Origin of the sequence: Pseudomonas sp. PONIH3 (assembly GCF_002934345.1) — a bacterium.
In the GTDB taxonomy this organism is placed as follows: Bacteria; Pseudomonadota; Gammaproteobacteria; order Pseudomonadales; family Pseudomonadaceae; genus Aquipseudomonas; species Aquipseudomonas soli.
The window spans coordinates 4534164-4557663 of the sequence record NZ_CP026386.1; the positions used below are offsets into that span (position 1 = coordinate 4534164).

Annotated in this window: 21 protein-coding genes; 16 read left to right on the plus strand and 5 right to left on the minus strand. The window is 62.1% G+C overall.

All coding sequences use genetic code 11. The annotated features are described in order from the left end of the window. Positions 1 to 26 precede the first annotated feature (26 nt). Complete coding sequence (locus C3F42_RS21020; RefSeq protein ID WP_038706869.1) at positions 27 to 1697, minus strand: lactate permease LctP family transporter; 1671 nt, start codon at positions 1695 to 1697, stop codon at positions 27 to 29. 260 nt (positions 1698 to 1957) lie between these two features. On the opposite strand from C3F42_RS21020, the gene C3F42_RS21025 reads away from it, so the two are divergent. Next, positions 1958 to 2725, plus strand: a complete 768-nt coding sequence (locus tag C3F42_RS21025) for an FCD domain-containing protein (protein WP_104444857.1) — start codon at positions 1958 to 1960, stop codon at positions 2723 to 2725. A gap of 118 nt (positions 2726 to 2843) precedes the next feature. Here the strand turns inward: C3F42_RS21025 and smpB are convergent, their stop codons facing one another. Continuing rightward, positions 2844 to 3326: an SsrA-binding protein SmpB gene (gene smpB / locus C3F42_RS21030; RefSeq protein WP_023629355.1), complete on the minus strand. Its 483-nt coding sequence runs from the start codon at positions 3324 to 3326 to the stop codon at positions 2844 to 2846. Positions 3327 to 3487: 161 nt separating this feature from the next. On the opposite strand from smpB, the gene C3F42_RS21035 reads away from it, so the two are divergent. After that, positions 3488 to 3922, plus strand: coding sequence for a type II toxin-antitoxin system RatA family toxin (locus C3F42_RS21035; RefSeq protein ID WP_038706868.1), 435 nt, complete (start codon positions 3488 to 3490; stop codon positions 3920 to 3922). Between the two features lie 88 nt (positions 3923 to 4010). Here the strand turns inward: C3F42_RS21035 and C3F42_RS21040 are convergent, their stop codons facing one another. Next, positions 4011 to 4529, minus strand: coding sequence for an outer membrane protein assembly factor BamE (locus C3F42_RS21040; protein WP_023629354.1), 519 nt, complete (start codon positions 4527 to 4529; stop codon positions 4011 to 4013). A 97-nt stretch (positions 4530 to 4626) separates the two neighbouring features. Here C3F42_RS21040 and fur point away from each other — a divergent pair, with 97 nt between their 5' ends. Beyond that, positions 4627 to 5031, plus strand: coding sequence for a ferric iron uptake transcriptional regulator (gene fur, locus C3F42_RS21045; RefSeq protein WP_028691268.1), 405 nt, complete (start codon positions 4627 to 4629; stop codon positions 5029 to 5031). Between the two features lie 77 nt (positions 5032 to 5108). On the opposite strand, the gene recN is transcribed toward fur, so the two are convergent. Further along, positions 5109 to 6782, minus strand: coding sequence for a DNA repair protein RecN (recN, locus tag C3F42_RS21050; protein ID WP_094012246.1), 1674 nt, complete (start codon positions 6780 to 6782; stop codon positions 5109 to 5111). A 183-nt stretch (positions 6783 to 6965) separates the two neighbouring features. Between recN and grpE the strand changes: the two genes are divergently transcribed. The 8 genes from grpE to C3F42_RS21090 all read left to right on the plus strand — a co-directional run bounded on the left by grpE (position 6966) and on the right by C3F42_RS21090 (position 17300). Continuing rightward, the gene (grpE, locus tag C3F42_RS21055; protein WP_023629352.1) at positions 6966 to 7520 is read left to right on the plus strand and encodes a nucleotide exchange factor GrpE; all 555 of its coding nucleotides are present in this window, start codon (positions 6966 to 6968) and stop codon (positions 7518 to 7520) included. 101 nt (positions 7521 to 7621) lie between these two features. Further along, entirely contained in the window at positions 7622 to 9547 is a 1926-nt protein-coding gene (gene dnaK, locus C3F42_RS21060; RefSeq protein ID WP_023629351.1) for a molecular chaperone DnaK, read from the plus strand. 212 nt (positions 9548 to 9759) lie between these two features. Beyond that, the gene (gene dnaJ, locus C3F42_RS21065) at positions 9760 to 10884 is read left to right on the plus strand and encodes a molecular chaperone DnaJ (RefSeq protein WP_028691264.1); all 1125 of its coding nucleotides are present in this window, start codon (positions 9760 to 9762) and stop codon (positions 10882 to 10884) included. A 13-nt stretch (positions 10885 to 10897) separates the two neighbouring features. Beyond that, positions 10898 to 11704, plus strand: coding sequence for a 4-hydroxy-tetrahydrodipicolinate reductase (gene dapB, locus C3F42_RS21070; protein WP_038706867.1), 807 nt, complete (start codon positions 10898 to 10900; stop codon positions 11702 to 11704). 226 nt (positions 11705 to 11930) lie between these two features. Then, positions 11931 to 13067 (plus strand): glutamine-hydrolyzing carbamoyl-phosphate synthase small subunit, encoded by a 1137-nt coding sequence (gene carA / locus C3F42_RS21075; protein WP_094012247.1) that lies wholly within the window; start codon positions 11931 to 11933, stop codon positions 13065 to 13067. A gap of 105 nt (positions 13068 to 13172) precedes the next feature. Beyond that, a complete protein-coding gene (carB, locus tag C3F42_RS21080; RefSeq protein WP_031314636.1) occupies positions 13173 to 16394 on the plus strand; it encodes a carbamoyl-phosphate synthase large subunit in 3222 nt (1073 codons plus the stop codon). Continuing rightward, complete coding sequence (gene greA / locus C3F42_RS21085) at positions 16391 to 16873, plus strand: transcription elongation factor GreA (RefSeq protein WP_082120346.1); 483 nt, start codon at positions 16391 to 16393, stop codon at positions 16871 to 16873. Before carB ends, greA begins: the two co-directional genes overlap by 4 nt. Beyond that, entirely contained in the window at positions 16851 to 17300 is a 450-nt protein-coding gene (locus C3F42_RS21090) for an MFS transporter (RefSeq protein ID WP_094012248.1), read from the plus strand. Before greA ends, C3F42_RS21090 begins: the two co-directional genes overlap by 23 nt. A gap of 12 nt (positions 17301 to 17312) precedes the next feature. On the opposite strand, the gene C3F42_RS21095 is transcribed toward C3F42_RS21090, so the two are convergent. Next, positions 17313 to 17621, minus strand: a complete 309-nt coding sequence (locus C3F42_RS21095; RefSeq protein ID WP_027595032.1) for a YhbY family RNA-binding protein — start codon at positions 17619 to 17621, stop codon at positions 17313 to 17315. 102 nt (positions 17622 to 17723) lie between these two features. On the opposite strand from C3F42_RS21095, the gene rlmE reads away from it, so the two are divergent. From rlmE to tpiA, 5 genes are all read left to right on the plus strand, one after another. Continuing rightward, entirely contained in the window at positions 17724 to 18350 is a 627-nt protein-coding gene (gene rlmE, locus C3F42_RS21100) for a 23S rRNA (uridine(2552)-2'-O)-methyltransferase RlmE (RefSeq protein WP_011532133.1), read from the plus strand. A 203-nt stretch (positions 18351 to 18553) separates the two neighbouring features. Beyond that, positions 18554 to 20461, plus strand: coding sequence for an ATP-dependent zinc metalloprotease FtsH (gene ftsH / locus C3F42_RS21105; RefSeq protein ID WP_038706866.1), 1908 nt, complete (start codon positions 18554 to 18556; stop codon positions 20459 to 20461). 8 nt (positions 20462 to 20469) lie between these two features. Then, positions 20470 to 21321 carry a dihydropteroate synthase gene (folP, locus tag C3F42_RS21110; RefSeq protein ID WP_094012249.1) on the plus strand — a complete coding sequence of 284 codons (852 nt, stop codon included), beginning with the start codon at positions 20470 to 20472 and terminating at the stop codon, positions 21319 to 21321. A gap of 16 nt (positions 21322 to 21337) precedes the next feature. Then, the gene (gene glmM, locus C3F42_RS21115; RefSeq protein WP_077418147.1) at positions 21338 to 22678 is read left to right on the plus strand and encodes a phosphoglucosamine mutase; all 1341 of its coding nucleotides are present in this window, start codon (positions 21338 to 21340) and stop codon (positions 22676 to 22678) included. A 66-nt stretch (positions 22679 to 22744) separates the two neighbouring features. Next, positions 22745 to 23500 (plus strand): triose-phosphate isomerase, encoded by a 756-nt coding sequence (gene tpiA, locus C3F42_RS21120; RefSeq protein ID WP_104444858.1) that lies wholly within the window; start codon positions 22745 to 22747, stop codon positions 23498 to 23500.

Genomic DNA, 23500 nt, shown 5'->3' on the forward strand with positions numbered 1-23500 from the left:
CGTCAAGGCGCCCGGCCCCTTTCACTTTAGTGATGAACCAGCATGCCAGTGAGCCAGTAGGCCTGGACCAGAGTGATCAGGCCGACGATGGTGGCGAAGAACAGGCTGTGCTTGACGGTGAAGCGGAACAGGTCGGATTCCTTGCCGACCAGGCCTGTGGCGGCGCAGGCCACGGCGATCGACTGCGGCGAGATCATCTTGCCGGTCACGCCGCCACTGGTGTTGGCCGCCACAAGCAGGGTGTCGTTGACCCCGATCTGGTGCGCGGTAGTAGCCTGCAGCGAGCTGAACAGGGCGTTGGACGAGGTATCCGAACCGGTCAGGAACACGCCCAGCCAGCCGAGGAACGGCGAGAAGAACGGGAACGCCGCGCCGGTGCCGGCCAACACCAGGGCCATGGTCGAAGACATGCCCGAGTAGTTGGTGACGAAGGCGAAGGCCAGCACCATGCCTATCGACAGGATCGGCCAGCGCAGTTCCCAGAAGGTTTCTTTGAAAGTGGTAAGACCAGTTTTGAAGTTGATCTTCAGCACCCACATCGAGATCAGTGCCGAGAGGAAGATCGCGGTGCCGGTGGCGGAGATCGGGTCGAGCTTGAACACCGCCGGCATGGCGGTGGGCGCTGTGACGATTGGTGCGGTCTTGACCACCAGCTGGTCGAGGTGCGGGATGGCGAAGTTGAACACGAAGTTGTACATCGCGCCGCCTGGGGCGAAGGCCGCCTTGAACGGTTTCAGGGTCCAGATGGTGACCAGTACGGTGAGGATCAGGAATGGCGACCAGGCCTTGAAGATCTCGCCAAAGCTGTACGGGCTCGGTTGGCTGCCGCTGGATTGCACGACGGCGGCGCCGACACTGCCCTTGGCCTCGGCGAATGCGCGCTTGGGCTGCCAGACCTTGAGGAACAGGGTCAAGGCGATCAGGCTGGCCAGGGCCGAGGTGATGTCGGGCAGCTCCGGGCCGATGAAGTTGGAGGTGAAGTACTGGGTGACGGCGAAGCTCAGGCCGGCCACCAGGGCGGCAGGCCAGGTCTCTTTCACGCCGCGCACGCCGTCCATCATGAACACCAGCCAGAACGGCACGAACAGCGACAGCAGCGGCAGTTGGCGGCCGGTCATGGCGCCGATGTGGAAGGCATCGATGCCAGTCACCTGGCCGGCGACGATGATCGGGATGCCCAGGGCGCCGAAGGCCACCGGGGCGGTGTTGGCGATCAGGCACAGGCCGGCGGCGTACAGTGGGTTGAAGCCCAGGCCCACCAGCAGCGCGGCGGTGATCGCTACCGGGGCGCCGAAGCCGGCCGCGCCTTCGAGGAAGGCGCCGAAGCAGAAGCCGATCAGCAGTACTTGCAGGCGCTGGTCGTCGGTGATCGACAGTACCGAGCTGCGGATGACTTCGAACTGGCCACTCTTGACCGTGAGTTTGTAGAGGAACACCGCGGCGACGATGATCCAGGCAATCGGCCACAGGCCGTAGAGGAAGCCATAACCCGCAGCGGCCAGTGCCATGTCGACAGGCATCTGGAAGGCGAAGATCGCCACCAGGATCGACAGTGCCAGGGTGATGCTGCCGGCGACGTGGCCCTTGAGGCGGAACACGGCGAGGGCGAGGAAGAAGAACACGATTGGGATGACCGCCGCCAGCGCGGACAGGCCAAGGCTACCAAGCGGGGTATAGAGTTGTTGCCAGGTTTGCATATGGGGTGGCCCCTAATTGTTGTTGGTCAAGGCACTGGCATTGGATAATTGGTAAGACCAATTTACAATGGCTGGTCGCTAGGTTAAGAGCGCCACGCAGGGTGTGTCAATTTGTCCTGTGGGAAACTTTGGTCGGATGCCGATGAGCGGGCATCTGATTGGCTGGGAAAAACGCCGCCTGACGGCTGTCGGCGCAAGCCGGATAGGCGCAGAATAGGCGCCCCCGGATTGGCATCCCCGGGGTTCGTGGAGAGCATGTGATGGTTTTTGATCAGGTCCGCCAGCGGCGCCTGTCCGACGACATCGTCGATCGGTTGGAAGGGATGATTCTCGAAGGCACCCTCACCTCGGGTCAGCGCCTGCCGGCCGAGCGCGCCCTGGCCGAGCAGTTCGGCGTGTCGCGGCCGTCGTTGCGCGAGGCTATCCAGAAGCTGGTGGCCAAGGGCTTGCTGGTCAGTCGCCAGGGCGGCGGCAACTATGTGGCCGAGTCATTGGGCTCGACCTTCAGCGACCCCTTGCTGAAGCTGCTCGAATCCAGCCCCGAGGCGCAGCGTGACCTGCTGGAGTTTCGTCATACGCTGGAGGCGTCCTGCGCCTACTACGCGGCGCAGCGCGCCACCGGGCCGGATCGTGAGCGGCTGAAGACTGCGTTCGACGCCTTGCAGGACTGCTACAACCGTGTCGGTGAGGTGGATCGGGCGGAGGAGGGGGCTGCCGATGCTCGCTTCCATCTGGCCATTGCCGAGGCCAGCCACAATGCCGTGTTGTTGCACACTATTCGCGGGTTGTTCGACCTGCTCAAGCGCAATGTGGTGACCAACATTGGCGGCATGTACCAACAACGCACTGAGACCCGCGACATGCTGATCAGCCAGCATCGCGAGTTGTACCTGGCGATTGTCGAAGGGCGTGCGGAGGACGCGCGGGAGGTTTCCAGCCGGCACATCCTGTATGTGCAGGAGGTGCTGCAGGAGGCGCAGCAGGAAGCACAGCGGGTTGCGCGGGCGGAGCGGCGCAGCGGGCGCTGATTCTGGGCTTCGTGGGAGCGGGCTGGCCCCGCGATCGCGCTAGCATGGGCAGCGGTGCTGCCTGGCCTGGCGCGATCGCGGGGCAAGCCCGCTCCCACGGGAAAGGTCAGGCCGAGCCTTACTCTTCCTTGCCCTTGTTGCGCATCGTGCGCTGCAGCTCGCGGTTGGAGTCGCGCTCGCGCACGGTATCGCGCTTGTCGAACTCCTTCTTGCCCTTGCCGAGTGCGATCTCACACTTGATCAGGTGCTTGCTCCAGTACAGCGACATCGCCACGCAGGTGTAGCCCTTCTGCGCCACGGCCGCTTCCAGGCGCTCGAGCTCGCGCTTGTTCAGCAGCAGCTTGCGGGTGCGGATGGGGTCGGCAATGACGTGGGTGCTGGCGGTGTTCAGTGGGGTGATGTGGCTGCCGAACAGCCAGGCTTCGCCATCCTTGAGCAGCACGTAGCTGTCGGTCAGGTGCGCCTTGCCGGCCCGCAGGCTTTTTACTTCCCAGCCGGACAGGACCAGCCCGGCCTCGAACTTGTGTTCGATGAAGTAATCGTGTCGCGCTTTCTTGTTCTGCGCGATGGTCCCGGTCGGATGCTTCTTTTGTTTAGCCATAGGGGCGGCATTATAGGCAGTCGCCGCGTCCTCGGCTACGGGGTTTAGCTGCGCTTGAGCCTGTTGTGTGAATCCCGGACAATGCAACCCACGCTCTGCCGCGCAGAGCCGTTTTCAAGGCGCTGACAAGCGCTGCCGCCCAGTTTGGAAGTGACGCCTGGATGACTACCCATATTCAACGCTCCGCTCTGCTGCCGTACCCTGCCCAGGCGCTCTACGACCTGGTCAACGATGTGGCGAGCTACCCGGAGTTCCTGCCCTGGTGCTCGGCGTCCACAGTGCTCGAGGCCAGTGATACGCACATGCGCGCCAGGTTGGAAGTGGCCAAGGGTGGCATGAGCCAGCAGTTCATCACGCGCAATGTGCTGGTGCCGGGGCAGTCGATCGAGATGAACCTGGAAGAGGGGCCGTTCACCCAGTTGCATGGGCTGTGGGTGTTCAAGCCGCTGGGAGAAAAGGCCTGCAAGATCAGCCTCGACCTGTCGTTCGACTACGCCGGTGCCCTGGTGCGGGCCACCTTGGGGCCACTGTTCAACCAGGCAGCCAACACCATGGTCGATGCCTTCTGCCAGCGGGCCAAGCAGCTCAATGGTTGAGGGTGCGCGTGGCGGGTGAGTAAACTCCGTCATTCATGCAGGCAATAAAAAGCCCGGAAACGATCCGGGCTTTTTAGTATCGGCGCATTTACTGCGGCGAAGTTTCCAGCGGTGCTGGTGTTGGCACCGGGGTGGTCTCGACGTTGTCGATTTCCTTTTGCAGCGAGTCTTCCAGCGAGCCTGGCTTGGCCGGCTTCTCGGACTGGCTCGGTTGCTTGTCCGGGTTGACTGTAGTGTCGCCGCTGCCGCCGAGGATTTCCTGGTCGCGGCTGACGCCTGGCATGAAGTCGCCTGAGAGGTTGACCAGTTGGTCGTTCTCGTTGAAGAAAATGCTCATGCGCTCTTGCTGGCGCTGGCCGCCGCCAGGCTGCAGGCTGTAGAGGTAATCCCAGCGATTGGTGTGGAAAGTGTCCTGCAGCAGGGGGTTACCCATGATAAACCTTACTTGTCGGCGGGTCATTCCCGGGCGCAATTGGTCTATCATGTCCTGCGTGACGACATTGCCCTGCTGGATGTCGATTTTGTAAACCCCGGGAAACGAGCAACCGGCGAGTGCGAGCAGTCCCACGAGGGTGAGGCTGTTTAGCAAGAGCTTGGTGTTTTGCATCGGTGGGCGACTTCCACTATCTTGGCTGGACAACGTAAACCCCGATCATACCCGTATTAAGAGAAGCTGCGAAGCAGCATCGGCGAGAAAGCTGACCATGGTTGAAAATAGCGAATTGCGCAAAGCGGGCCTCAAGGTAACCCTGCCTCGAGTAAAGATTCTTCAGATGCTCGACTCCGCCGAGCAGCGTCACATGAGTGCCGAGGATGTGTACAAGGCGCTGATGGAAGCTGGCGAAGATGTCGGTCTGGCGACCGTGTACCGCGTACTGACCCAATTCGAAGCGGCGGGCCTGGTGGAGCGCCACAACTTTGATGGCGGCCACGCGGTGTTCGAGCTGGCGGATGGCAAGCACCACGATCACATGGTCAACGTGGACAGCGGTGAAGTCATTGAATTCTTCGATGCCGAAATCGAGAAGCGCCAGAAAGAGATTGTTGCCGAGCATGGCTTCGAGCTGGTGGACCACAATCTGGTGCTGTACGTACGTAAAAAGAAGTAACGATTGAATCGTTATTGACGACAAAGGCGACCTTCGGGTCGCCTTTGTGCTTTTTGGGTTGGGCTCGCTTCGGCCGCTCAGGTCTTGCTGGTCACCACCATCTTGCGCGCATGGGCCAGCGACTCCTTGGTGAGGTCGATGCCGCCCAGCATCCGCGCCACTTCCTCGACCCGCTCGCGCTTGCCCAGGCTGGCCACGGCGGTGTGTGTGGTGTCGCTGTTGCGCACCTTGTGCACGAACAGGTGGTGATGCCCTTGGGCGGCTACCTGTGGCAGGTGGGTCACGGTCAGCACCTGGCCGCGTTCGCCGAGGCGGCGAAGCAATTGGCCGACGATCTCGGCGGTCGGGCCGCCGATACCCACGTCGACTTCGTCGAATACCAGGGTCGGAATGCGTGAAGTCTGTGCGGTGATCACCTGGATCGCCAGGCTGATGCGTGACAGCTCGCCGCCTGAGGCCACCTTGGCCAGGCCCTTGAGTGGCTGACCAGGGTTGGCGCTGACCAGCAGCTCGATCTGCTCCAGGCCGTGGGGCGAGAGGTCAGTGCTTTCGAAGGGGGTGAGTTCGATGCAGAAACGCCCGCCTGGCATGCCCAGGCGCTGGATTTCCTGCTCCACTGCGGTGGCCAGCTGTTTGGCCGCCTGCTGGCGCAGGGCGCTGAGCTCAATGGCCTTCTCTTTATAGTGCTGGGCGAAGGCCGCGAGCTCCTCGCCCAGTCGCTCGATCGATTCGTCGCTGGCATTCAGGCCCTCCAGCTCTTCCATCAGCCGCTGTTGCAGGTGCGGAAGTTCGGTGGGGTGCACGCGGTGTTTGCGCGCGAGGGTATAGATAGTGTCCAGGCGTTCTTCGAGGGTCTGCAGGCGCATCGGGTCGGCATCGAAGTTGTCGAGGAAGCGGTTGAGTTCGCCGACGGCCTCCTCCACCTGGATCTGCGCGCTGGCAATCAGGTTGACCGCCTCGCCCAGTGCCTTGGGTGCATTGCCTACCGCGCCGAGGCGATTGAGGCTCATGGTCAGGGCGCTCAGTACGTTGCCCGAATCGCTTTCGCTGCACTGCTCGATGACCTGGCGGCAGATGCCGAAGAGTGCCTCGGCGTTGGTCAGGTTCTTGTGCTCCTGCTCCAGCTGTTCCAGCTCGTTTTCGCCAAGGCCGAGGTTGTCGAGTTCTTCCAGCTGGTAGCTGAGCAACTGGTGGCGCGCCCGCTGCTCGTCGCCGGAGTTGCTCAGGCGCTCCAGCTCCTGGCGCGTCTGGTTCCAGCGCTTGGCGGCCAACTGCACCTGGCGGGCCAGGTCGGTGGCGCCGGCGTACTCGTCCACCAGGCGGCGATGGGTGTCGGTTTTCAGTAGTGACTGGTGTTCGTGCTGGCTGTGGATGTCGATCAGCAGCTCGCCCAGCGCCTTGAGGTCGCCCAGCGGGCAGGGGGTGCCATTGATGTAGCCGCGGCTGCGGCCCTCGGCGGTGATCACCCGGCGCAGGATGCACGGGCCGTCGCTTTCCAGGTCGCGCTCGGCGAGCCAGGCGTGCGCTTCGGGGATGTCGACCAGGTCGAAGGTGGCGAGGATGTCCGCCTTGTCGGTGCCCGGACGCACCACGCCACTGTCGGCGCGGTCGCCAAGGGCCAGGCCGAGGGCGTCGAGCATGATCGACTTGCCGGCCCCGGTCTCGCCGGTGATGACGGACATCCCGCGGGCGATCTCGAGGTCGAGGTGTTCGACGATGGCGTAGTTGTGGATGGACAGGTGCACCAGCATTGGGGCGGCTCCCGAGGGGTCGTGTCTGGATATTTATACAGTGCTTTTCGCGAGTCTGCCAATAGCCGGTCGACGAATGTGGAAAAGCACCTGCCCCCTTGAACCTGGTTTTTCCGACCCCATATAGCCGGCAAGACATGGCGAGCCTGGCTCGCACGACAGAAATCGTGGAGGAGAAACCCAATGGCTGACGAACAGCTGGATGAGAAGAACCTGAATTCCGAAGAAGCCGGTGCAGCAACCGCCGACGCGCGCGTTCTGGAGCTCGAAGAGCAGCTGGCCGCCGCCAAGGACCAATCCCTGCGCGCCGCCGCCGACCTGCAGAACATCCGTCGCCGTGCCGAGCAGGACGTCGAGAAGGCGCACAAGTTCGCCCTGGAGAAGTTCTCCTCCGACCTGCTGCCGGTGATCGACAGTCTGGAGCTGGCCCTGGCGCACTCCAGCGCCGAAGACGAGAACGTCAAGAAGATCCGTGAAGGTGTCGAGCTGACCCTGAAGATGTTCCAGGACACCCTCAAGCGCTACAACCTTGAGGCCGTCGATCCGCACGGTCAGCCGTTCAACGCCGAACACCACCAGGCGATGGCCATGCAGGAAAGCGCCGATGTCGAGCCGAACAGCGTGATCAACGTGTTCCAGAAGGGCTACCTGCTCAACGGCCGCCTGCTGCGCCCCGCCATGGTGGTGGTCAGCAAGGCGCCGAGCGCTGCGCAACCTTCGATCAATGAAAAGGCTTGAAATCTTTCCGGGCGCCCCCATCTAGGTGTCAAGCCTTCAAGTATTAGTGCAGATGGCCAAAGCAGTCACTGCTACCAAATTCAAGTTTCGGGAGAATCATCATGGGTAAAATCATCGGTATCGACCTGGGGACCACCAACTCCTGCGTCTCCGTGCTGGAAAACGGCACTGCCAAGGTCATCGAGAACGCCGAAGGCGCGCGCACCACGCCTTCGATCATCGCCTACGCCAACGACGGCGAAATCCTGGTTGGCCAGTCGGCCAAGCGCCAGGCGGTCACCAACCCGCACAACACCCTGTTCGCGGTGAAGCGCCTGATCGGCCGCCGCTTCGAAGAAGACGTCGTCCAGAAAGACATCAAGCTGGTGCCTTACAAGATCGTCAAGGCCAACAACGGTGATGCCTGGGTCGAGGCTTCCGGCAAGGAAATGGCGCCGCCGCAGATCAGCGCCGAAGTCCTGAAGAAAATGAAGAAGACCGCCGAAGACTACCTCGGCGAGCCTGTCACTGAAGCGGTCATCACCGTGCCGGCCTACTTCAACGACAGCCAGCGCCAGGCAACCAAGGACGCCGGCCGCATCGCTGGCCTGGACGTCAAGCGCATCATCAACGAACCGACTGCCGCCGCGCTGGCCTACGGCATGGACAAGGGCAAGGGCGACCACACCGTCATCGTCTATGACCTGGGTGGTGGTACCTTCGACGTGTCGGTCATCGAAATCGCCGAAGTCGACGGTGAGCACCAGTTCGAAGTACTGGCCACCAACGGCGACACCTTCCTGGGTGGTGAAGACTTTGACATGCGCCTGATCGACTACCTCGTCGACGAGTTCAAGAAAGAGTCCGGCATGGACCTGAAGAACGATCCCCTGGCCCTGCAGCGCCTGAAAGAAGCCGCTGAAAAAGCCAAGATCGAGCTGTCCTCGGCCCAGTCGACCGACGTCAACCTGCCGTACATCACTGCAGACGCAACCGGTCCGAAACACCTGAACGTGAAGATCTCCCGCGCCAAGCTGGAGTCGCTGGTCGAAGACCTGGTCAACCGTACCATCGAGCCATGCCGAATCGCCCTGAAGGACGCCGGCATCGATGCCAGCAAGATCGACGACGTGATCCTGGTCGGTGGCCAGACCCGTATGCCGATGGTGCAGAAAGCCGTTGCCGACTTCTTCGGCAAGGAAGCGCGCAAGGACGTCAACCCGGACGAAGCCGTCGCCATGGGTGCCGCCATCCAGGGCGCCGTTCTGGCTGGTGACGTGAAGGACGTACTGCTGCTGGACGTCAGCCCGCTGACCCTGGGTATCGAAACCATGGGTGGCGTGATGACCGCGCTGATCGAGAAGAACACCACCATCCCGACCAAGAAGTCGCAGGTGTTCTCGACCGCCGATGACAACCAGGGCGCCGTGACCATCCACGTGCTGCAGGGCGAGCGCAAGCAAGCTTCGCAGAACAAGTCGCTGGGCAAGTTCGACCTGGCCGATATTCCGCCGGCTCCACGTGGCGTACCGCAGATCGAAGTGACCTTCGACATCGACGCCAACGGCATCCTGCACGTCGGTGCGAAGGACAAGGCCACCGGCAAGGCGCAGTCGATCGTGATCAAGGCCAACTCCGGCCTGTCCGACGAAGAAATCGAGAAAATGGTGCGTGACGCCGAGGCCAATGCCGAGGAAGACCGCAAGTTCGAAGAGCTGGCCGCCGCCCGTAACCAGGGTGACGCGCTGGTCCACTCGACCCGCAAGATGATCACTGAAGCGGGTGACAAGGTCACCGCCGAAGAGAAAACTGCCATCGAGGCCGCCGTGGTAGCCCTGGAAGCCGCCGTCAAGGGCGACGACAAGGCTGCCATCGACGCCAAGGTCGAGGAGCTGTCCAAGGTTTCGGCCCCTGTTGCCCAGAAGATGTACGCCGAGCAACAGGCCGAGCAACCGCAGGGCGGCGCCCAGCAGGCCGAGCCGGAAGCCAAGCATGACGACGTGGTTGACGCCGAGTTCGAAGAAGTAAAAGACAACAACAAGCAGTAAATCCTGCATGTTGTCGCCCAGTTCACCGTCGTTTGCCGGTGAGCTGGTAGGATGTCGCCGCGCGGGGGCTTGCTCCCGCGTTGGCGTGTCTGGAACACGAGAATTATTTACAGCATCTGTCTGGGCGCATTCGCGTATGGCGGCAGGTGCTGACGGCATGGCGCACCGATGCGCAGAGGTATGCCGAACGCCCCCAAGAGTGCAAATGACCTATGGCAAAGCGTGATTTTTATGAAGTCCTGGGTGTCGAGCGTGGCGCCAGTGAAGGTGATCTGAAGAAGGCCTACCGCCGTCTGGCGATGAAGTACCACCCTGACCGCAACCCGGGTGACAAAGAGTCCGAAGACCTGTTCAAGGAGGCCAACGAGGCCTACGAAGTGCTGTCGGATGCCAGCAAGCGTGCGGCGTACGACCAGTACGGCCATGCCGGCGTCGACCCGAGCATGGGCGGCGGCGGTGCCGGCTTCGGTGGTGCCAACTTCTCCGATATCTTCGGCGATGTCTTCAGTGATTTCTTCGGCGGTGGTCGTGGTGGTGGTCGTGGCGGCGCCCAGCGTGGCAGCGACCTGCGCTACACCCTCGAGCTCAATCTCGAAGAGGCGGTGCGCGGTACCACGGTCAATATCCGCGTCCCCACGCTGGTCAACTGCAAGCCGTGCGATGGCTCCGGCGCCAAGAAGGGCTCGACCCCGTCGACCTGCCCGACCTGTGGCGGTATCGGCCAGGTGCGCATGCAGCAGGGCTTCTTCGCGGTGCAGCAGACCTGCCCGCGCTGCCACGGCCAGGGCAAGATCATCACCGACCCTTGCGGCTCGTGCCACGGCGAAGGCCGTGTCGAGGAATACAAGACCCTGTCGGTCAAGGTGCCGGCTGGCGTCGATACCGGCGATCGCATCCGCCTGTCCGGCGAAGGCGAGGCGGGTGCCCATGGCGGCCCTACCGGTGACCTGTACGTGGTCGTCAATGTGCGCGAGCACCCGATCTTCCAGCGCGACGGCAAGCACCTCTACTGCGAAGTGCCGATCAGCTATACCGATGCCGCCCTGGGGGGCGAGCTGGAAGTGCCGACCCTCGATGGTCGCGTGAAGCTGAAGATCCCCGAAGGTACCCAGACCGGCAAGCAGTTCCGCTTGCGTGGCAAGGGCGTGGCACCGGTGCGCGGTGGCGCGGCAGGCGACCTGCTGTGCCGAGTGGCGGTGGAAACGCCGGTCAACCTCAGCCGTCGCCAGCGCGAGCTGCTCGAAGAGCTGCGCGATTCGCTGGAAGGCGACAGCTCCCATTCGCCCAAGGCCAGCGGCTGGTTCGAGGGTGTGAAGCGCTTCTTCGGCGATCTCTGAGAAGGAACAGGCTATGCGACGTATTGCGGTAATGGGCGCGGCGGGGCGGATGGGCAAGACCCTCGTCGAGGCTGTGCAGCAGCAGGCGCCCCAGACCGGGCTGACGGCGGCGATCGATCGCCCGGACAGCTCGCTGGTCGGGGCCGATGCCGGCGAACTGGCGGCCCTGGGGCGTATCGGCGTGCCGATCTGCGATGACCTGGCCAAGGTCGCCGACGAGTTCGATGTGCTGATTGACTTCACGCATCCTTCGGTGACCCTGAAGAACCTGGCGTTCTGCCGCAAGGCAGGCAAGGCCATGGTCATCGGCACCACCGGTTTCACGCCGGAAGAGAAAGAGCTGCTGGCGGAGGCGGGCAAGGAAATCCCGATCGTCTTCGCCGCGAACTTCAGCGTGGGCGTGAACCTCAGCCTCAAGCTGCTGGACATGGCGGCCCGGGTGCTGGGCGATGATGTGGATATCGAGATCATCGAGGCCCATCACCGGCACAAGGTCGATGCGCCGTCGGGGACCGCGCTGCGCATGGGTGAAGTGGTTGCCAATGCGCTGGGGCGTGACCTGCAGGAAGTGGCGGTTTATGGGCGCGAAGGCCAGACCGGTGCTCGTGATCGCAAGACCATCGGTTTCGCCACCGTGCGTGCCGGTGATGTGGTCGGTGACCACACTGTACTGTTCGCCGCCGAAGGCGAGCGCCTGGAGATCACCCACAAGGCCTCCAGCCGCATGACGTTCGCCAAGGGCGCCGTGCGCGCTGCGCTGTGGCTGGAAGGGCGCGAGCCTGGCCTGTACGACATGCAAGACGTGCTCGAACTGCGTTGATGCCGTGGGGCTGCCTGGCAGCCCCTTGTCGCATTGGTGTGTTTTAGAGACACATCTACGGTAGACCGAAAACGCACTTTTCTGTAAGCTACAGCTTTAGTGTGTCCACTAAAAGCGCGCAGCGAATTGAATTCAGCACTTAAAAGCGGGGTGACGTGTCCATACGTCACTCCGCTTTTTTGCAACCTGCGATCGCCCTTTCATGCTTGATTTACGGGAGGTCTTCTTGACAAAGCCAGCCATACTCGCCCTTGCCGACGGCAGTATTTTTCGCGGTGAAGCCATTGGTGCCGACGGTCAGACCGTTGGTGAGGTGGTATTCAACACCGCTATGACCGGCTACCAGGAAATCCTTACAGACCCTTCCTACTCGCAGCAAATCGTCACCCTGACCTACCCGCACATCGGCAATACCGGCACTACCCCGGAAGACGCCGAATCCAACCGCGTCTGGTCCGCCGGCCTGGTCATCCGCGACCTGCCGCTGCTGGCCAGCAACTGGCGCAATACCCAGTCGCTGCCTGAGTACCTCAAGGCCAACAACGTTGTCGCCATCGCCGGTATCGATACCCGTCGCCTGACCCGTATCCTGCGTGAAAAGGGCGCCCAGAACGGCTGCATCCTCGCCGGTGACAACATCACCGAAGAGCAGGCCATCGCCGCTGCCCGTGCCTTCCCGGGCCTGAAGGGCATGGACCTGGCCAAGGTCGTTTCCACCAAGGAGCGCTACGAGTGGCGTTCCAGCGTGTGGGAACTGAAGTCCGACAGCCACCCGACCATCGACGCTGCCGACCTGCCTTACCACGTGGTTGCCTTTGACTACGGCGTCAAGCTGAACATCCTGCGCATGCTGGTCGCGCGTGGTTGCCGCGTGACCGTGGTGCCAGCCCAGACCCCGGCCAGCGAAGTGCTCGCGCTCAACCCCGATGGTGTGTTCCTGTCCAACGGCCCTGGTGATCCGGAGCCATGCGACTACGCCATCCAGGCGATCAAGGAAATCCTCGAAACCGAGATTCCGGTCTTCGGCATCTGCCTCGGCCACCAGCTGCTGGCCCTGGCCTCCGGCGCCAAGACCGTGAAGATGGGCCATGGCCACCACGGTGCCAACCACCCGGTCCAGGACCTGGACACCGGCGTGGTCATGATCACCAGCCAGAACCACGGCTTTGCCGTCGACGAAGCCACCTTGCCGGCTAACGTACGCGCCATTCACAAGTCGCTGTTCGACGGCACCCTGCAGGGTATCGAGCGCACCGACAAGAGCGCGTTCAGCTTCCAGGGCCACCCTGAAGCGAGCCCGGGCCCGACCGATGTCGCGCCACTGTTCGATCGTTTCACCGATGCCATGGCCAAGCGCCGCTGAGCATCCTGCTTCAAGGCCCCGGGCCGGCTTGTGCCGCGCCCGGAAGCGCCTGACCCAGATTGTTCAAAGCGGCTTGCCGACTGACCCCGGATTTGAGTGACCACCATGCCAAAACGTACAGACATCAAAAGCATCCTGATTCTCGGCGCTGGCCCGATCGTGATCGGCCAGGCCTGTGAGTTCGACTATTCCGGCGCCCAGGCCTGCAAGGCCCTGCGCGAGGAAGGTTTCCGCGTCATCCTGGTGAATTCCAACCCAGCCACCATCATGACCGACCCGGCCATGGCCGACGCCACCTACATCGAGCCGATCAAATGGCAATCGGTGGCCAAGATCATCGAAAAAGAGCGCCCGGACGCCGTCCTGCCGACCATGGGCGGTCAGACCGCGCTGAACTGCGCCCTGGACCTGGAGCGCCATGGCGTTCTGGAAAAGTTCGGCGTAGAGATGATCGGTGCCAACGCCGACACCATCGACAAGGCCGAAGACCGCTCGCGCTTCGACAAGGCCATGAAGGATATCGGCCTTGAGTGCCCGCGCTCGGGTATCGCCCACAGCATGGAAGAGGCCAATGCGGTCCTCGAGAAGCTCGGCTTCCCATGCATCATCCGCCCGTCCTTCACCATGGGCGGCACCGGTGGCGGTATTGCCTACAACCGTGAAGAGTTCGAAGAAATCTGCACCCGTGGTCTGGACCTGTCGCCGACCAAGGAACTGCTGATCGACGAATCGCTGATCGGCTGGAAGGAATACGAGATGGAGGTGGTCCGCGACAAGAAGGACAACTGCATCATCGTCTGCTCCATCGAAAACTTCGACCCGATGGGCGTGCACACCGGTGACTCGATTACCGTGGCTCCGGCACAGACCCTGACCGACAAGGAATACCAGATCATGCGCAACGCCTCGCTGGCGGTGCTGCGTGAAATCGGTGTCGAAACCGGTGGTTCCAACGTGCAGTTCGGCATCTGCCCGAACACCGGCCGCATGGTCGTGATCGAGATGAACCCGCGTGTTTCGCGTTCGTCCGCCCTGGCGTCCAAGGCCACTGGCTTCCCGATCGCCAAGATCGCCGCCAAGCTGGCCATCGGCTACACCCTGGACGAACTGCAGAACGACATCACCGGCGGCCGTACCCCGGCGTCCTTCGAGCCGTCGATCGACTACGTCGTCACCAAGCTGCCACGCTTCGCCTTCGAGAAGTTCCCCAAGGCCGACGCCCGTCTGACCACCCAGATGAAGTCTGTTGGTGAAGTCATGGCCATCGGCCGTACCTTCCAGGAATCCCTGCAGAAAGCCCTGCGTGGCCTGGAAGTCGGCGCCTGCGGCCTCGACCCGAAAGTCGACCTGGCCAGCCCGGAAGCCGCCAGCATCCTCAAGCGCGAACTGACCGTGCCGGGTGCCGAGCGTATCTGGTATGTCGCCGATGCCATGCGTTCGGGCATGACCATCGAGGAAATCTTCCAGCTGACCGGCATCGACCTGTGGTTCCTGGTGCAGATGGAAGACCTGATCAAGGAAGAAGAGAAGGTCAAGACCCTGGCCCTGTCGGCGATCGACAAGGACTACATGCTGCGCCTCAAGCGCAAGGGCTTCTCGGACCAGCGCCTGGCCAAGCTGCTCGGCATCACCGACAAGAACCTGCGCCGTCACCGCCACAAGCTGGAAGTGTTCCCGGTGTACAAGCGCGTCGACACCTGCGCCGCCGAGTTCGCCACCGACACCGCCTACCTGTACTCGACCTACGAGGAAGAGTGCGAGGCCAACCCGTCGACCCGCGACAAGATCATGATCCTGGGCGGTGGCCCGAACCGTATCGGCCAAGGCATCGAGTTCGACTACTGCTGCGTGCACGCAGCGCTGGCACTGCGTGAAGACGGTTACGAGACCATCATGGTCAACTGCAACCCGGAAACCGTCTCCACCGACTACGACACCTCCGACCGTCTGTACTTCGAGCCGCTGACCCTGGAAGACGTGCTGGAAGTCTGCCGCGTCGAGAAGCCGAAGGGCGTGATCGTCCACTACGGCGGCCAGACCCCGCTGAAACTGGCCCGTGCCCTGGAAGAAGCCGGCGTGCCAATCATCGGCACCAGCCCGGACGCCATCGACCGCGCCGAAGACCGCGAGCGTTTCCAGCAGATGGTTCAGCGCCTGAACCTGCTGCAGCCGCCAAACGCCACCGTGCGCAGCGAAGACGAAGCCATCAAGGCGGCCGGCACTATCGGCTACCCGCTGGTGGTGCGCCCGTCCTACGTACTGGGCGGCCGTGCGATGGAGATCGTCTACGAGCTGGACGAGCTCAAGCGTTACCTGCGTGAAGCGGTGCAAGTGTCCAACGACAGCCCGGTGCTGCTCGACCACTTCCTCAACTGCGCCATCGAGATGGACGTGGATGCGGTCTGCGACGGCACCGACGTGGTGATCGGCGCGATCATGCAGCACATCGAGCAGGCCGGCGTTCACTCCGGTGACTCGGCGTGCTCGCTGCCACCTTACTCGCTGAGCAAGGAAGTGCAGGACGAAGTCCGCGTACAGGTCAAGAAAATGGCCCTGGAACTGGGCGTGGTCGGCCTGATGAACGTGCAGCTGGCCCTGCAGGGCGACAAGATCTACGTGATCGAGGTCAACCCGCGCGCCTCGCGTACCGTGCCGTTCGTGTCCAAGTGCATCGGCACCTCGCTGGCGATGATCGCCGCGCGCGTCATGGCTGGTAAAACCCTGAAAGAACTGGGCTTCACCCAGGAAATCATCCCGAACTTCTACAGCGTGAAGGAAGCCGTCTTCCCGTTCGCCAAGTTCCCAGGGGTTGACCCGATCCTCGGCCCTGAGATGAAATCCACCGGTGAAGTCATGGGTGTCGGCGACAGCTTCGGTGAAGCCTTCGCCAAGGCCCAGATGGGCGCCAGCGAAGTGCTGCCGACCGGCGGTACCGCGTTCATCAGCGTGCGCGACGACGACAAGCCGCAAGTGGCTGGCGTTGCCCGCGACCTGATCGCCCTGGGCTTCGAAGTGGTTGCAACTGCAGGTACCGCCAAGGTTATCGAAGCGGCCGGCCTGAAAGTGCGCCGTGTGAACAAGGTGACCGAGGGGCGCCCACACGTGGTCGACATGATCAAGAACGACGAAGTGTCGCTGATCATCAACACCACCGAAGGCCGCCAGTCGATCGCCGACTCCTACTCGATTCGTCGCAATGCGCTGCAGCACAAGATTTACTGCACCACCACCATTGCGGCCGGTGAAGCCATCTGCGAGGCGCTGAAATTCGGTCCGGAAAAGACCGTTCGTCGCCTGCAGGATCTGCATGCAGGACTCAAAGCATGAGCATTACCAAGTACCCGATGACCGTCCAGGGCGCTCGCGCCCTGGAAGAAGAGCATCTGTTCCTGAGCAAGACCGAGCGCCCGCGCCTGAGCCAGGCTATCGGTGAGGCCCGCGAGCTGGGCGATCTCAAGGAAAACGCCGAATACCATGCCGCCCGTGAGGAGCAGGGCATGGTCGAGGCGCGTATTCGCGATATCGAAGGCCGCCTGCAGAACTCGGTGGTGATCGACGTGACCACCATTGCCCACACCGGCAAGGTCATCTTCGGCACCACTGTCGATCTGGAGAACACTGAAACCGGCGATCAGGTGACCTACCAGATCGTTGGCGAAGATGAAGCCGACGTGAAGAAAGGCAAGCTTTCCAGCGGTGCACCTATCGCCCGTGCCATCATTGGCAAGGAAGAAGGTGACACGGTGGTCGTGAAGACGCCGAACGGTACGGTCGAGTACGAGATTGTCGAAGTCAAGCACATCTGACCGGCGCCTGCGGGCGCCATCCCTCGAGGTGATCCTCTGGCAGCTGGCCCAGGTTTTCTGGGTCGGCGGCCTGTGGGTGTTCCACGTGGGGCTGGTGCCTGCGCTGAAAGTCAGTGGCCTGGCGCCGTTGCTGGTGCACGACATTGCTGCGCAGATCGACCGTTGGTTGATCGGCGTGGCAATGCTCGGGCTGTTGACCCAGCTGGCGGTATTGGCGAGGGTGGATGGCCTGGCGGCCTGGTGGCGGCAATTTCGCGGCCAGATGCTGTTGCTCGGTTTTGCTGCCTGCGTCAGCTACTACACTCTGCGCTACGGGATCTCCGTGGGCGAACGCTGGCAGATGTTCTGCTTTTTGGTGCTGGGTTTTTCCGGCATCGTGCTGGTGGCCCAGCCGGTTCCGGTCAGGGCGCGCAAGGCGCGCCACTGATCGGCGCCACCGTTACTTGAAGCGGTGGATGTTGGACAGCTGCTTGTTCGGCTGTGGATTCTTGCGGTAGATCAGCGCCTTCTTGCCGATGGTCTGCACCAGCTCGGCGCGGCCGACCTTGCACAATTCGGCGATCGCGGCGGCGCGCTCTTCACGGTCTTCCGAACGGATTTCGACCTTGATCAGCTCGTGATCGGCCAGGGCGCGTTCCAGTTCGGCGGCGACGCCTTCGTTCACACCGTTGCCAGCAACGATCAGGACCGGCTTCAGGTCATGACCAATGGACTTGTATTGCTTCTTCTGCTCGTTATTGAGCGGCATAATCTGACCCTTTTCGTCTGATTCTGTAAAATTGACGGGCATTTTACCCGAGGGCCGCTGGCTCCGCCCAGTCAAACACGACGCATATCATCGAGGTGCCCCGTGGTACAACGTTCCAAAAGCAGCGCAAACTGGCTGCGAGAGCATTTCAACGATCCTTTTGTGAAACAGGCGCAGAAGGATGGCTACCGCTCGCGTGCGAGCTACAAACTGCTGGAGATCCAGGAAAAAGACCGCCTGATCCGCCCCGGCATGAGCGTGATCGACCTCGGCGCAGCGCCAGGTGGCTGGTCGCAGGTGACCAGTCGTCTGATTGGTGGCCAAGGGCGGTTGATCGCCTCGGACATCCTGGAAATGGACTCGATCCCGGACGTTACCTTCATCCAGGGCGACTTTACCCAGGACGAAGTGTTGCAGCAGATCCTGCAGGCGGTCGGTGATTCGCACGTAGACCTTGTGATTTCCGATATGGCCCCCAATATGAGTGGTACGCCCGCGGTGGACATGCCGCGTGCCATGTTCCTCTGTGAACTGGCCCTGGATCTGGCTACCCGCGTGCTCAAGCCCGGCGGGGATTTCCTGATCAAGATCTTCCAGGGCGAGGGTTTCGACATGTACCTGAAGGACGTGCGCAGCAAGTTCGACAAGGTGCAGATGCGCAAGCCGTCGTCCTCGCGGGATCGCTCCCGCGAACAGTACCTGTTGGGCAAGGGTTTCAAGGGAGCGTGAAAGGCGTGCTGCGGGGTTGCCGATAGTTATTTCCAATCGGCGGCTCCGTCTGGATCGTCCGAACTTCGTGTAGTCTAGCTTTCACAAAGGGTTACAGACGGTGCCTGCGGATGCGTGGGTAATGTAGTAAGTTAGGGCGATGAATATCATGCGAGGCACGGCTGCGTCGTGCGCCGGCCTCAGAGGGTAGCGAATTGAACGACATGGCAAAGAATCTGATCCTCTGGTTGATCATCGCCGCCGTCCTGGTGACGGTGATGAACAACTTCTCGAGCCCTAACGAGCCGCAGACCCTCAACTATTCCGACTTCATCCAGCAGGTCAAGGATGGCAAGGTCGAGCGCGTGACCGTCGACGGCTACATCATTACCGGCAAGCGCACCGACGGCGACAACTTCAAGACCGTCCGCCCGGCCATCACCGATAACGGCCTGATCGGCGACCTGGTCGATAACCACGTCACCGTCGAAGGCAAGCAGCCTGAGCAGCAGAGCATCTGGACCCAGTTGCTGGTGGCCAGTTTCCCGATCCTGGTGATCATCGCCGTGTTCATGTTCTTCATGCGCCAGATGCAGGGCGGTGCCGGTGGTAAAGGCGGCCCGATGAGCTTCGGCAAGAGCAAGGCGCGCCTGCTGTCCGAAGATCAGGTCAAGACTACCCTGGCTGACGTTGCTGGTTGCGACGAGGCCAAGGAAGAAGTTGGCGAGCTGGTCGAGTTCCTGCGTGACCCAGGCAAGTTCCAGCGCTTGGGTGGCCGCATTCCCCGCGGTGTGCTGATGGTCGGCCCGCCCGGTACCGGTAAGACCCTGCTGGCCAAGGCCATCGCCGGCGAAGCCAAGGTGCCGTTCTTCACCATTTCCGGTTCCGACTTCGTCGAGATGTTCGTCGGCGTGGGTGCCAGCCGCGTGCGCGACATGTTCGAGCAAGCCAAGAAACATGCTCCTTGCATTATCTTCATCGACGAGATCGACGCCGTCGGCCGCCACCGTGGCGCCGGCATGGGCGGCGGTCACGACGAGCGTGAGCAGACCCTGAACCAGTTGCTGGTCGAAATGGATGGCTTCGAGATGAACGATGGCATCATCGTCATCGCCGCCACCAACCGTCCCGACGTGCTCGACCCGGCGCTGCTGCGTCCCGGTCGCTTCGACCGCCAAGTTGTGGTCGGCCTGCCGGACATCCGTGGTCGCGAGCAGATCCTCAAAGTGCACATGCGCAAGGTGCCAATCGGCGAGAACGTCAACGCGGCGGTCATCGCCCGCGGTACCCCTGGCTTCTCCGGTGCCGACCTGGCCAACCTGGTCAACGAGGCGTCGCTGTTCGCTGCCCGTTCCAGCAAGCGCGTAGTCGAGATGAAGGAGTTCGAGCTGGCCAAGGACAAGATCATGATGGGCGCCGAGCGCAAGACCATGGTCATGTCCGAGAAAGAGAAGCAGAACACCGCTTACCACGAAGCTGGCCACGCCATCGTCGGCCGTGTCGTCCCCGAGCATGATCCGGTGTACAAGGTGTCGATCATTCCGCGTGGTCGTGCCCTGGGTGTGACCATGTTCCTGCCGGAAGAAGACCGTTACAGCCTGTCCAAGCGTGCGCTGATCAGCCAGATCTGCTCGCTTTACGGCGGTCGTATCGCTGAAGAGATGACCCTGGGCTTCGATGGTGTGACCACTGGCGCCTCCAACGACATCATGCGTGCGAGCCAGATTGCCCGGAACATGGTCACCAAGTGGGGCCTGTCCGAAAAACTCGGGCCGCTGATGTACGCCGAAGAAGAGGGCGAGGTATTCCTCGGCCGTAGCGCGGGTAGCCAGCATGCCAGCGTTTCCGGCGAGACGGCGAAGATGATCGACTCCGAAGTGCGCAGCATCATCGACCAGTGCTATGCCACGGCCAAGCAGATTCTCACCGACAATCGCGACAAGCTCGACGCCATGGCCGAGGCCTTGATGAAGTACGAAACCATCGATGCCGACCAGATCGACGACATTATGGCGGGCCGCACTCCACGTGAGCCACGTGACTGGGACAACGATGCCGGGACCTCTGGCAAGCAAGCTTCCCAGGATGATCGTCCGGAGTCGCCGATCGGCGGTCCAGCGGCTCAGCACTAAGGGTTTCTATGACCTCACAGCAGTACCCGACCCGGTTGCCTTGCGGCAACCGGGTTCTTGATTTGTCCCGTACCCATGTCATGGGTATCCTCAATGTCACCCCAGACTCGTTCTCCGATGGTGGGCGCTTCAGTCAGCGCGATGCGGCTCTGCGTCATGCCGAGGAGATGGTGGCGGCCGGAGCGACCCTGATCGACGTGGGGGGCGAATCCACCCGCCCGGGTGCCCGCGCCGTTTCGCCTACCGAGGAGCTGGAGCGTGTGGCGCCGATTGTCGAGGCGATCAACAGCCGGCTCGACGTGGTCATTTCGGTCGATACCTCGACACCTGCGGTCATGCGCGAATCCGCGCGCCTCGGTGCTGGCTTGATCAATGACGTGCGCGCCCTGGAGCGCGACGGTGCGCTTGATGCGGCGGCGGATACCGGCTTGCCGGTGTGTCTCATGCACATGCGTGGCGAGCCGGGCAACATGCAGGACAATCCACAGTACGAAGATGTGACAGCCGATGTTACGCGCTATCTTGAACAGCGTATGGCCGCCTGCGCGGCTGCGGGCATCGGGGCTGAGCGCATCATCCTCGATCCGGGGTTCGGCTTTGCCAAGACCCTCGAGCACAACCTCAGCCTTTTCAAACACATGGAAGCGCTCTATCGCCTCGGCAGGCCGCTTCTGGTAGGTGTCTCGCGCAAGAGCATGATCGGCCTCGCGCTGGGCCGCCCCGTCGGTGAGCGCCTGTACGGTAGCCTGGCGCTGGCAGCATTGGCCATGACCAAGGGTGCGAGCATCCTGCGGGTGCATGACGTGGCGGAAACCGTCGACGTGGTGCGCATGATCGCGGCCGTGCAGAGCGCCGAATAAGAACATTGGAGTCACTATGAGCAGAAAATACTTTGGTACCGATGGTATCCGTGGTCGCGTTGGCCAGTTCCCCATCACCCCGGACTTCATGCTGAAACTCGGCTGGGCGGCGGGCATGGCCTTCCGCAAGCAAGGCAATTGCCGTGTGCTGGTGGGCAAGGACACCCGTATCTCGGGCTATATGTTCGAATCCGCGCTGGAGGCCGGACTGTCTGCGGCCGGCGCCGACGTGATGCTGCTCGGGCCGATGCCGACGCCTGCCATCGCCTACCTGACCCGCACCTTCCATGCCGAAGCGGGTATCGTCATCAGTGCTTCGCACAATCCGCATGATGACAACGGCATCAAGTTCTTCTCCGGTGCCGGTACCAAGCTGCCGGACGAAGTCGAGCTGATGATCGAGGAACTGCTCGACCAGCCGATGACCGTCGTCGAGTCCAGCAAGCTGGGCAAGGTTTCGCGTATCAACGACGCGGCGGGGCGCTACATCGAGTTCTGCAAGAGCAGCGTGCCCAGCAGCACCAGTTTCGAAGGCCTCAAGATCGTGGTGGACTGCGCGCATGGTGCCACCTACAAGGTGGCGCCGAGTGTGTTCCGTGAGCTGGGTGCCGACGTTACCGTGCTCCACGCCGCACCGGATGGTCTGAACATCAACGAAAACTGCGGTTCGACCCATATCGAGTCGCTGCAGGCGGCGGTGCTGGTCGGGCATGCGGACATCGGCATCGCCTTCGACGGCGACGGTGACCGTGTGTTGATGGTCGATCATACCGGCACCATCGTCGATGGCGACGAGCTGCTGTTCATCATCGGTCGCGACATGCAGGAGCGCGGCAAGCTGCAAGGCGGCGTGGTCGGAACGCTGATGAGCAACCTGGGTCTGGAGTTGGCGTTCAAGGAGCTTGATATTCCGTTCGTGCGCGCCAAGGTTGGTGATCGCTACGTGATGGCCGAGCTGCTCGAACGCGAATGGCTGCTGGGTGGCGAAAATTCCGGGCATGTCGTCTGCGGCAGCCACACCACCACGGGAGATGCGATCATCGCCGCGCTGCAAGTGCTGATGGCGCTCAAGCGCCGTGGCGAGAACCTCGCCCAGGCTCGCCAGGCGGTGCGCAAGTGCCCGCAGGTGCTGATCAACGTGCGCTTTGCCGCGGGCAAGAGCGATCCCCTGGAAAACCCGTTGGTCAAAGAGGCCAGCGCCAAGGCGACCGAGGCCATGGCCGGTCGCGGTCGAGTGCTGCTGCGCAAGTCCGGTACCGAGCCGTTGGTGCGGGTGATGGTCGAAGGTGATGACGAAACCCAGGTGCGCGGCCATGCCGAGGCCCTGGCCAAGCTCGTTGAAGAAGTTTGTGCCTGAAAGAGGCTTGCCAGCGCAGATCGGGTTGGGTAAGATCTGCGCCCACTTTGACCGACGAGGTAAAGCATGCGTCGCCCCATGGTAGCTGGTAACTGGAAGATGCACGGTACCCGCGCCAGCGTCGCTGAGCTGACTCAGGGGTTGGGCAAAATGCTCATTCCCGACGGTATCGAAGTCGCGGTGTTTCCACCGGTTCTGTTCATCAATCAAGTTGTTGATGGGCTGAAAGGCAAGGGGATCATCGTTGGAGCACAGAATTCTGCGGTACAGTCCGAACAGGGCGCACTGACCGGTGAAGTTGCACCGAGTCAGTTGTCAGAAGTCGGTTGCAAGTTGGTGTTGATCGGCCATTCGGAGCGTCGCCAAGTTATCGGTGAAAGCGACGAAGTGCTGAATCAAAAGTTTGCAGCCGCACAGAAAAGTGGTTTGACGCCAGTGCTCTGTGTAGGGGAAACTCTCGCCGAGCGTGAAGCAGGCAAGACGCTAGAAGTTGTAGGGCGTCAACTAAGCAGTGTAATCGACGTGTTCGGTATCGCCGCTTTTGCCAATGCAGTAATTGCCTATGAGCCTGTTTGGGCCATTGGTACAGGTTTGACGGCCTCGCCCCAGCAAGCCCAGGATGTGCATGCAGCCATCCGCAAGCAGTTGGCGGAAAAGGACGCCGAAGTTGCCCGCAAGGTGCGGCTTCTCTACGGCGGCAGCGTGAAGGCGGCTAATGCGGCCGAACTGTTCGGCATGCCGGATATCGATGGGGGGCTCATTGGTGGAGCGTCCCTGAATGCAGACGAATTCGGTGCAATTTGTCGCGCCGCAGGAAACTGA

Bases quoted from the DNA above. Each gene is read 5' to 3' on its own strand.
- tpiA (WP_104444858.1), top strand. From the start codon at position 22,745: ATGCGTCGCCCCATGGTAGCTGGTAACTGGAAGATGCACGGTACCCGC.
- recN (WP_094012246.1), bottom strand. From the start codon at position 6,782: ATGCTGGTGCACCTGTCCATCCACAACTACGCCATCGTCGAACACCTC.
- folP (WP_094012249.1), top strand. From the start codon at position 20,470: ATGACCTCACAGCAGTACCCGACCCGGTTGCCTTGCGGCAACCGGGTT.
- dnaK (WP_023629351.1), top strand. From the start codon at position 7,622: ATGGGTAAAATCATCGGTATCGACCTGGGGACCACCAACTCCTGCGTC.
- dapB (WP_038706867.1), top strand. From the start codon at position 10,898: ATGCGACGTATTGCGGTAATGGGCGCGGCGGGGCGGATGGGCAAGACC.
- C3F42_RS21020 (WP_038706869.1), bottom strand. From the start codon at position 1,697: ATGCAAACCTGGCAACAACTCTATACCCCGCTTGGTAGCCTTGGCCTG.
- C3F42_RS21025 (WP_104444857.1), top strand. From the start codon at position 1,958: ATGGTTTTTGATCAGGTCCGCCAGCGGCGCCTGTCCGACGACATCGTC.
- fur (WP_028691268.1), top strand. From the start codon at position 4,627: ATGGTTGAAAATAGCGAATTGCGCAAAGCGGGCCTCAAGGTAACCCTG.
- C3F42_RS21095 (WP_027595032.1), bottom strand. From the start codon at position 17,621: ATGCCGCTCAATAACGAGCAGAAGAAGCAATACAAGTCCATTGGTCAT.
- dnaJ (WP_028691264.1), top strand. From the start codon at position 9,760: ATGGCAAAGCGTGATTTTTATGAAGTCCTGGGTGTCGAGCGTGGCGCC.
- C3F42_RS21035 (WP_038706868.1), top strand. From the start codon at position 3,488: ATGACTACCCATATTCAACGCTCCGCTCTGCTGCCGTACCCTGCCCAG.
- greA (WP_082120346.1), top strand. From the start codon at position 16,391: ATGAGCATTACCAAGTACCCGATGACCGTCCAGGGCGCTCGCGCCCTG.
- glmM (WP_077418147.1), top strand. From the start codon at position 21,338: ATGAGCAGAAAATACTTTGGTACCGATGGTATCCGTGGTCGCGTTGGC.
- ftsH (WP_038706866.1), top strand. From the start codon at position 18,554: ATGGCAAAGAATCTGATCCTCTGGTTGATCATCGCCGCCGTCCTGGTG.
- grpE (WP_023629352.1), top strand. From the start codon at position 6,966: ATGGCTGACGAACAGCTGGATGAGAAGAACCTGAATTCCGAAGAAGCC.
- carB (WP_031314636.1), top strand. From the start codon at position 13,173: ATGCCAAAACGTACAGACATCAAAAGCATCCTGATTCTCGGCGCTGGC.
- C3F42_RS21040 (WP_023629354.1), bottom strand. From the start codon at position 4,529: ATGCAAAACACCAAGCTCTTGCTAAACAGCCTCACCCTCGTGGGACTG.
- smpB (WP_023629355.1), bottom strand. From the start codon at position 3,326: ATGGCTAAACAAAAGAAGCATCCGACCGGGACCATCGCGCAGAACAAG.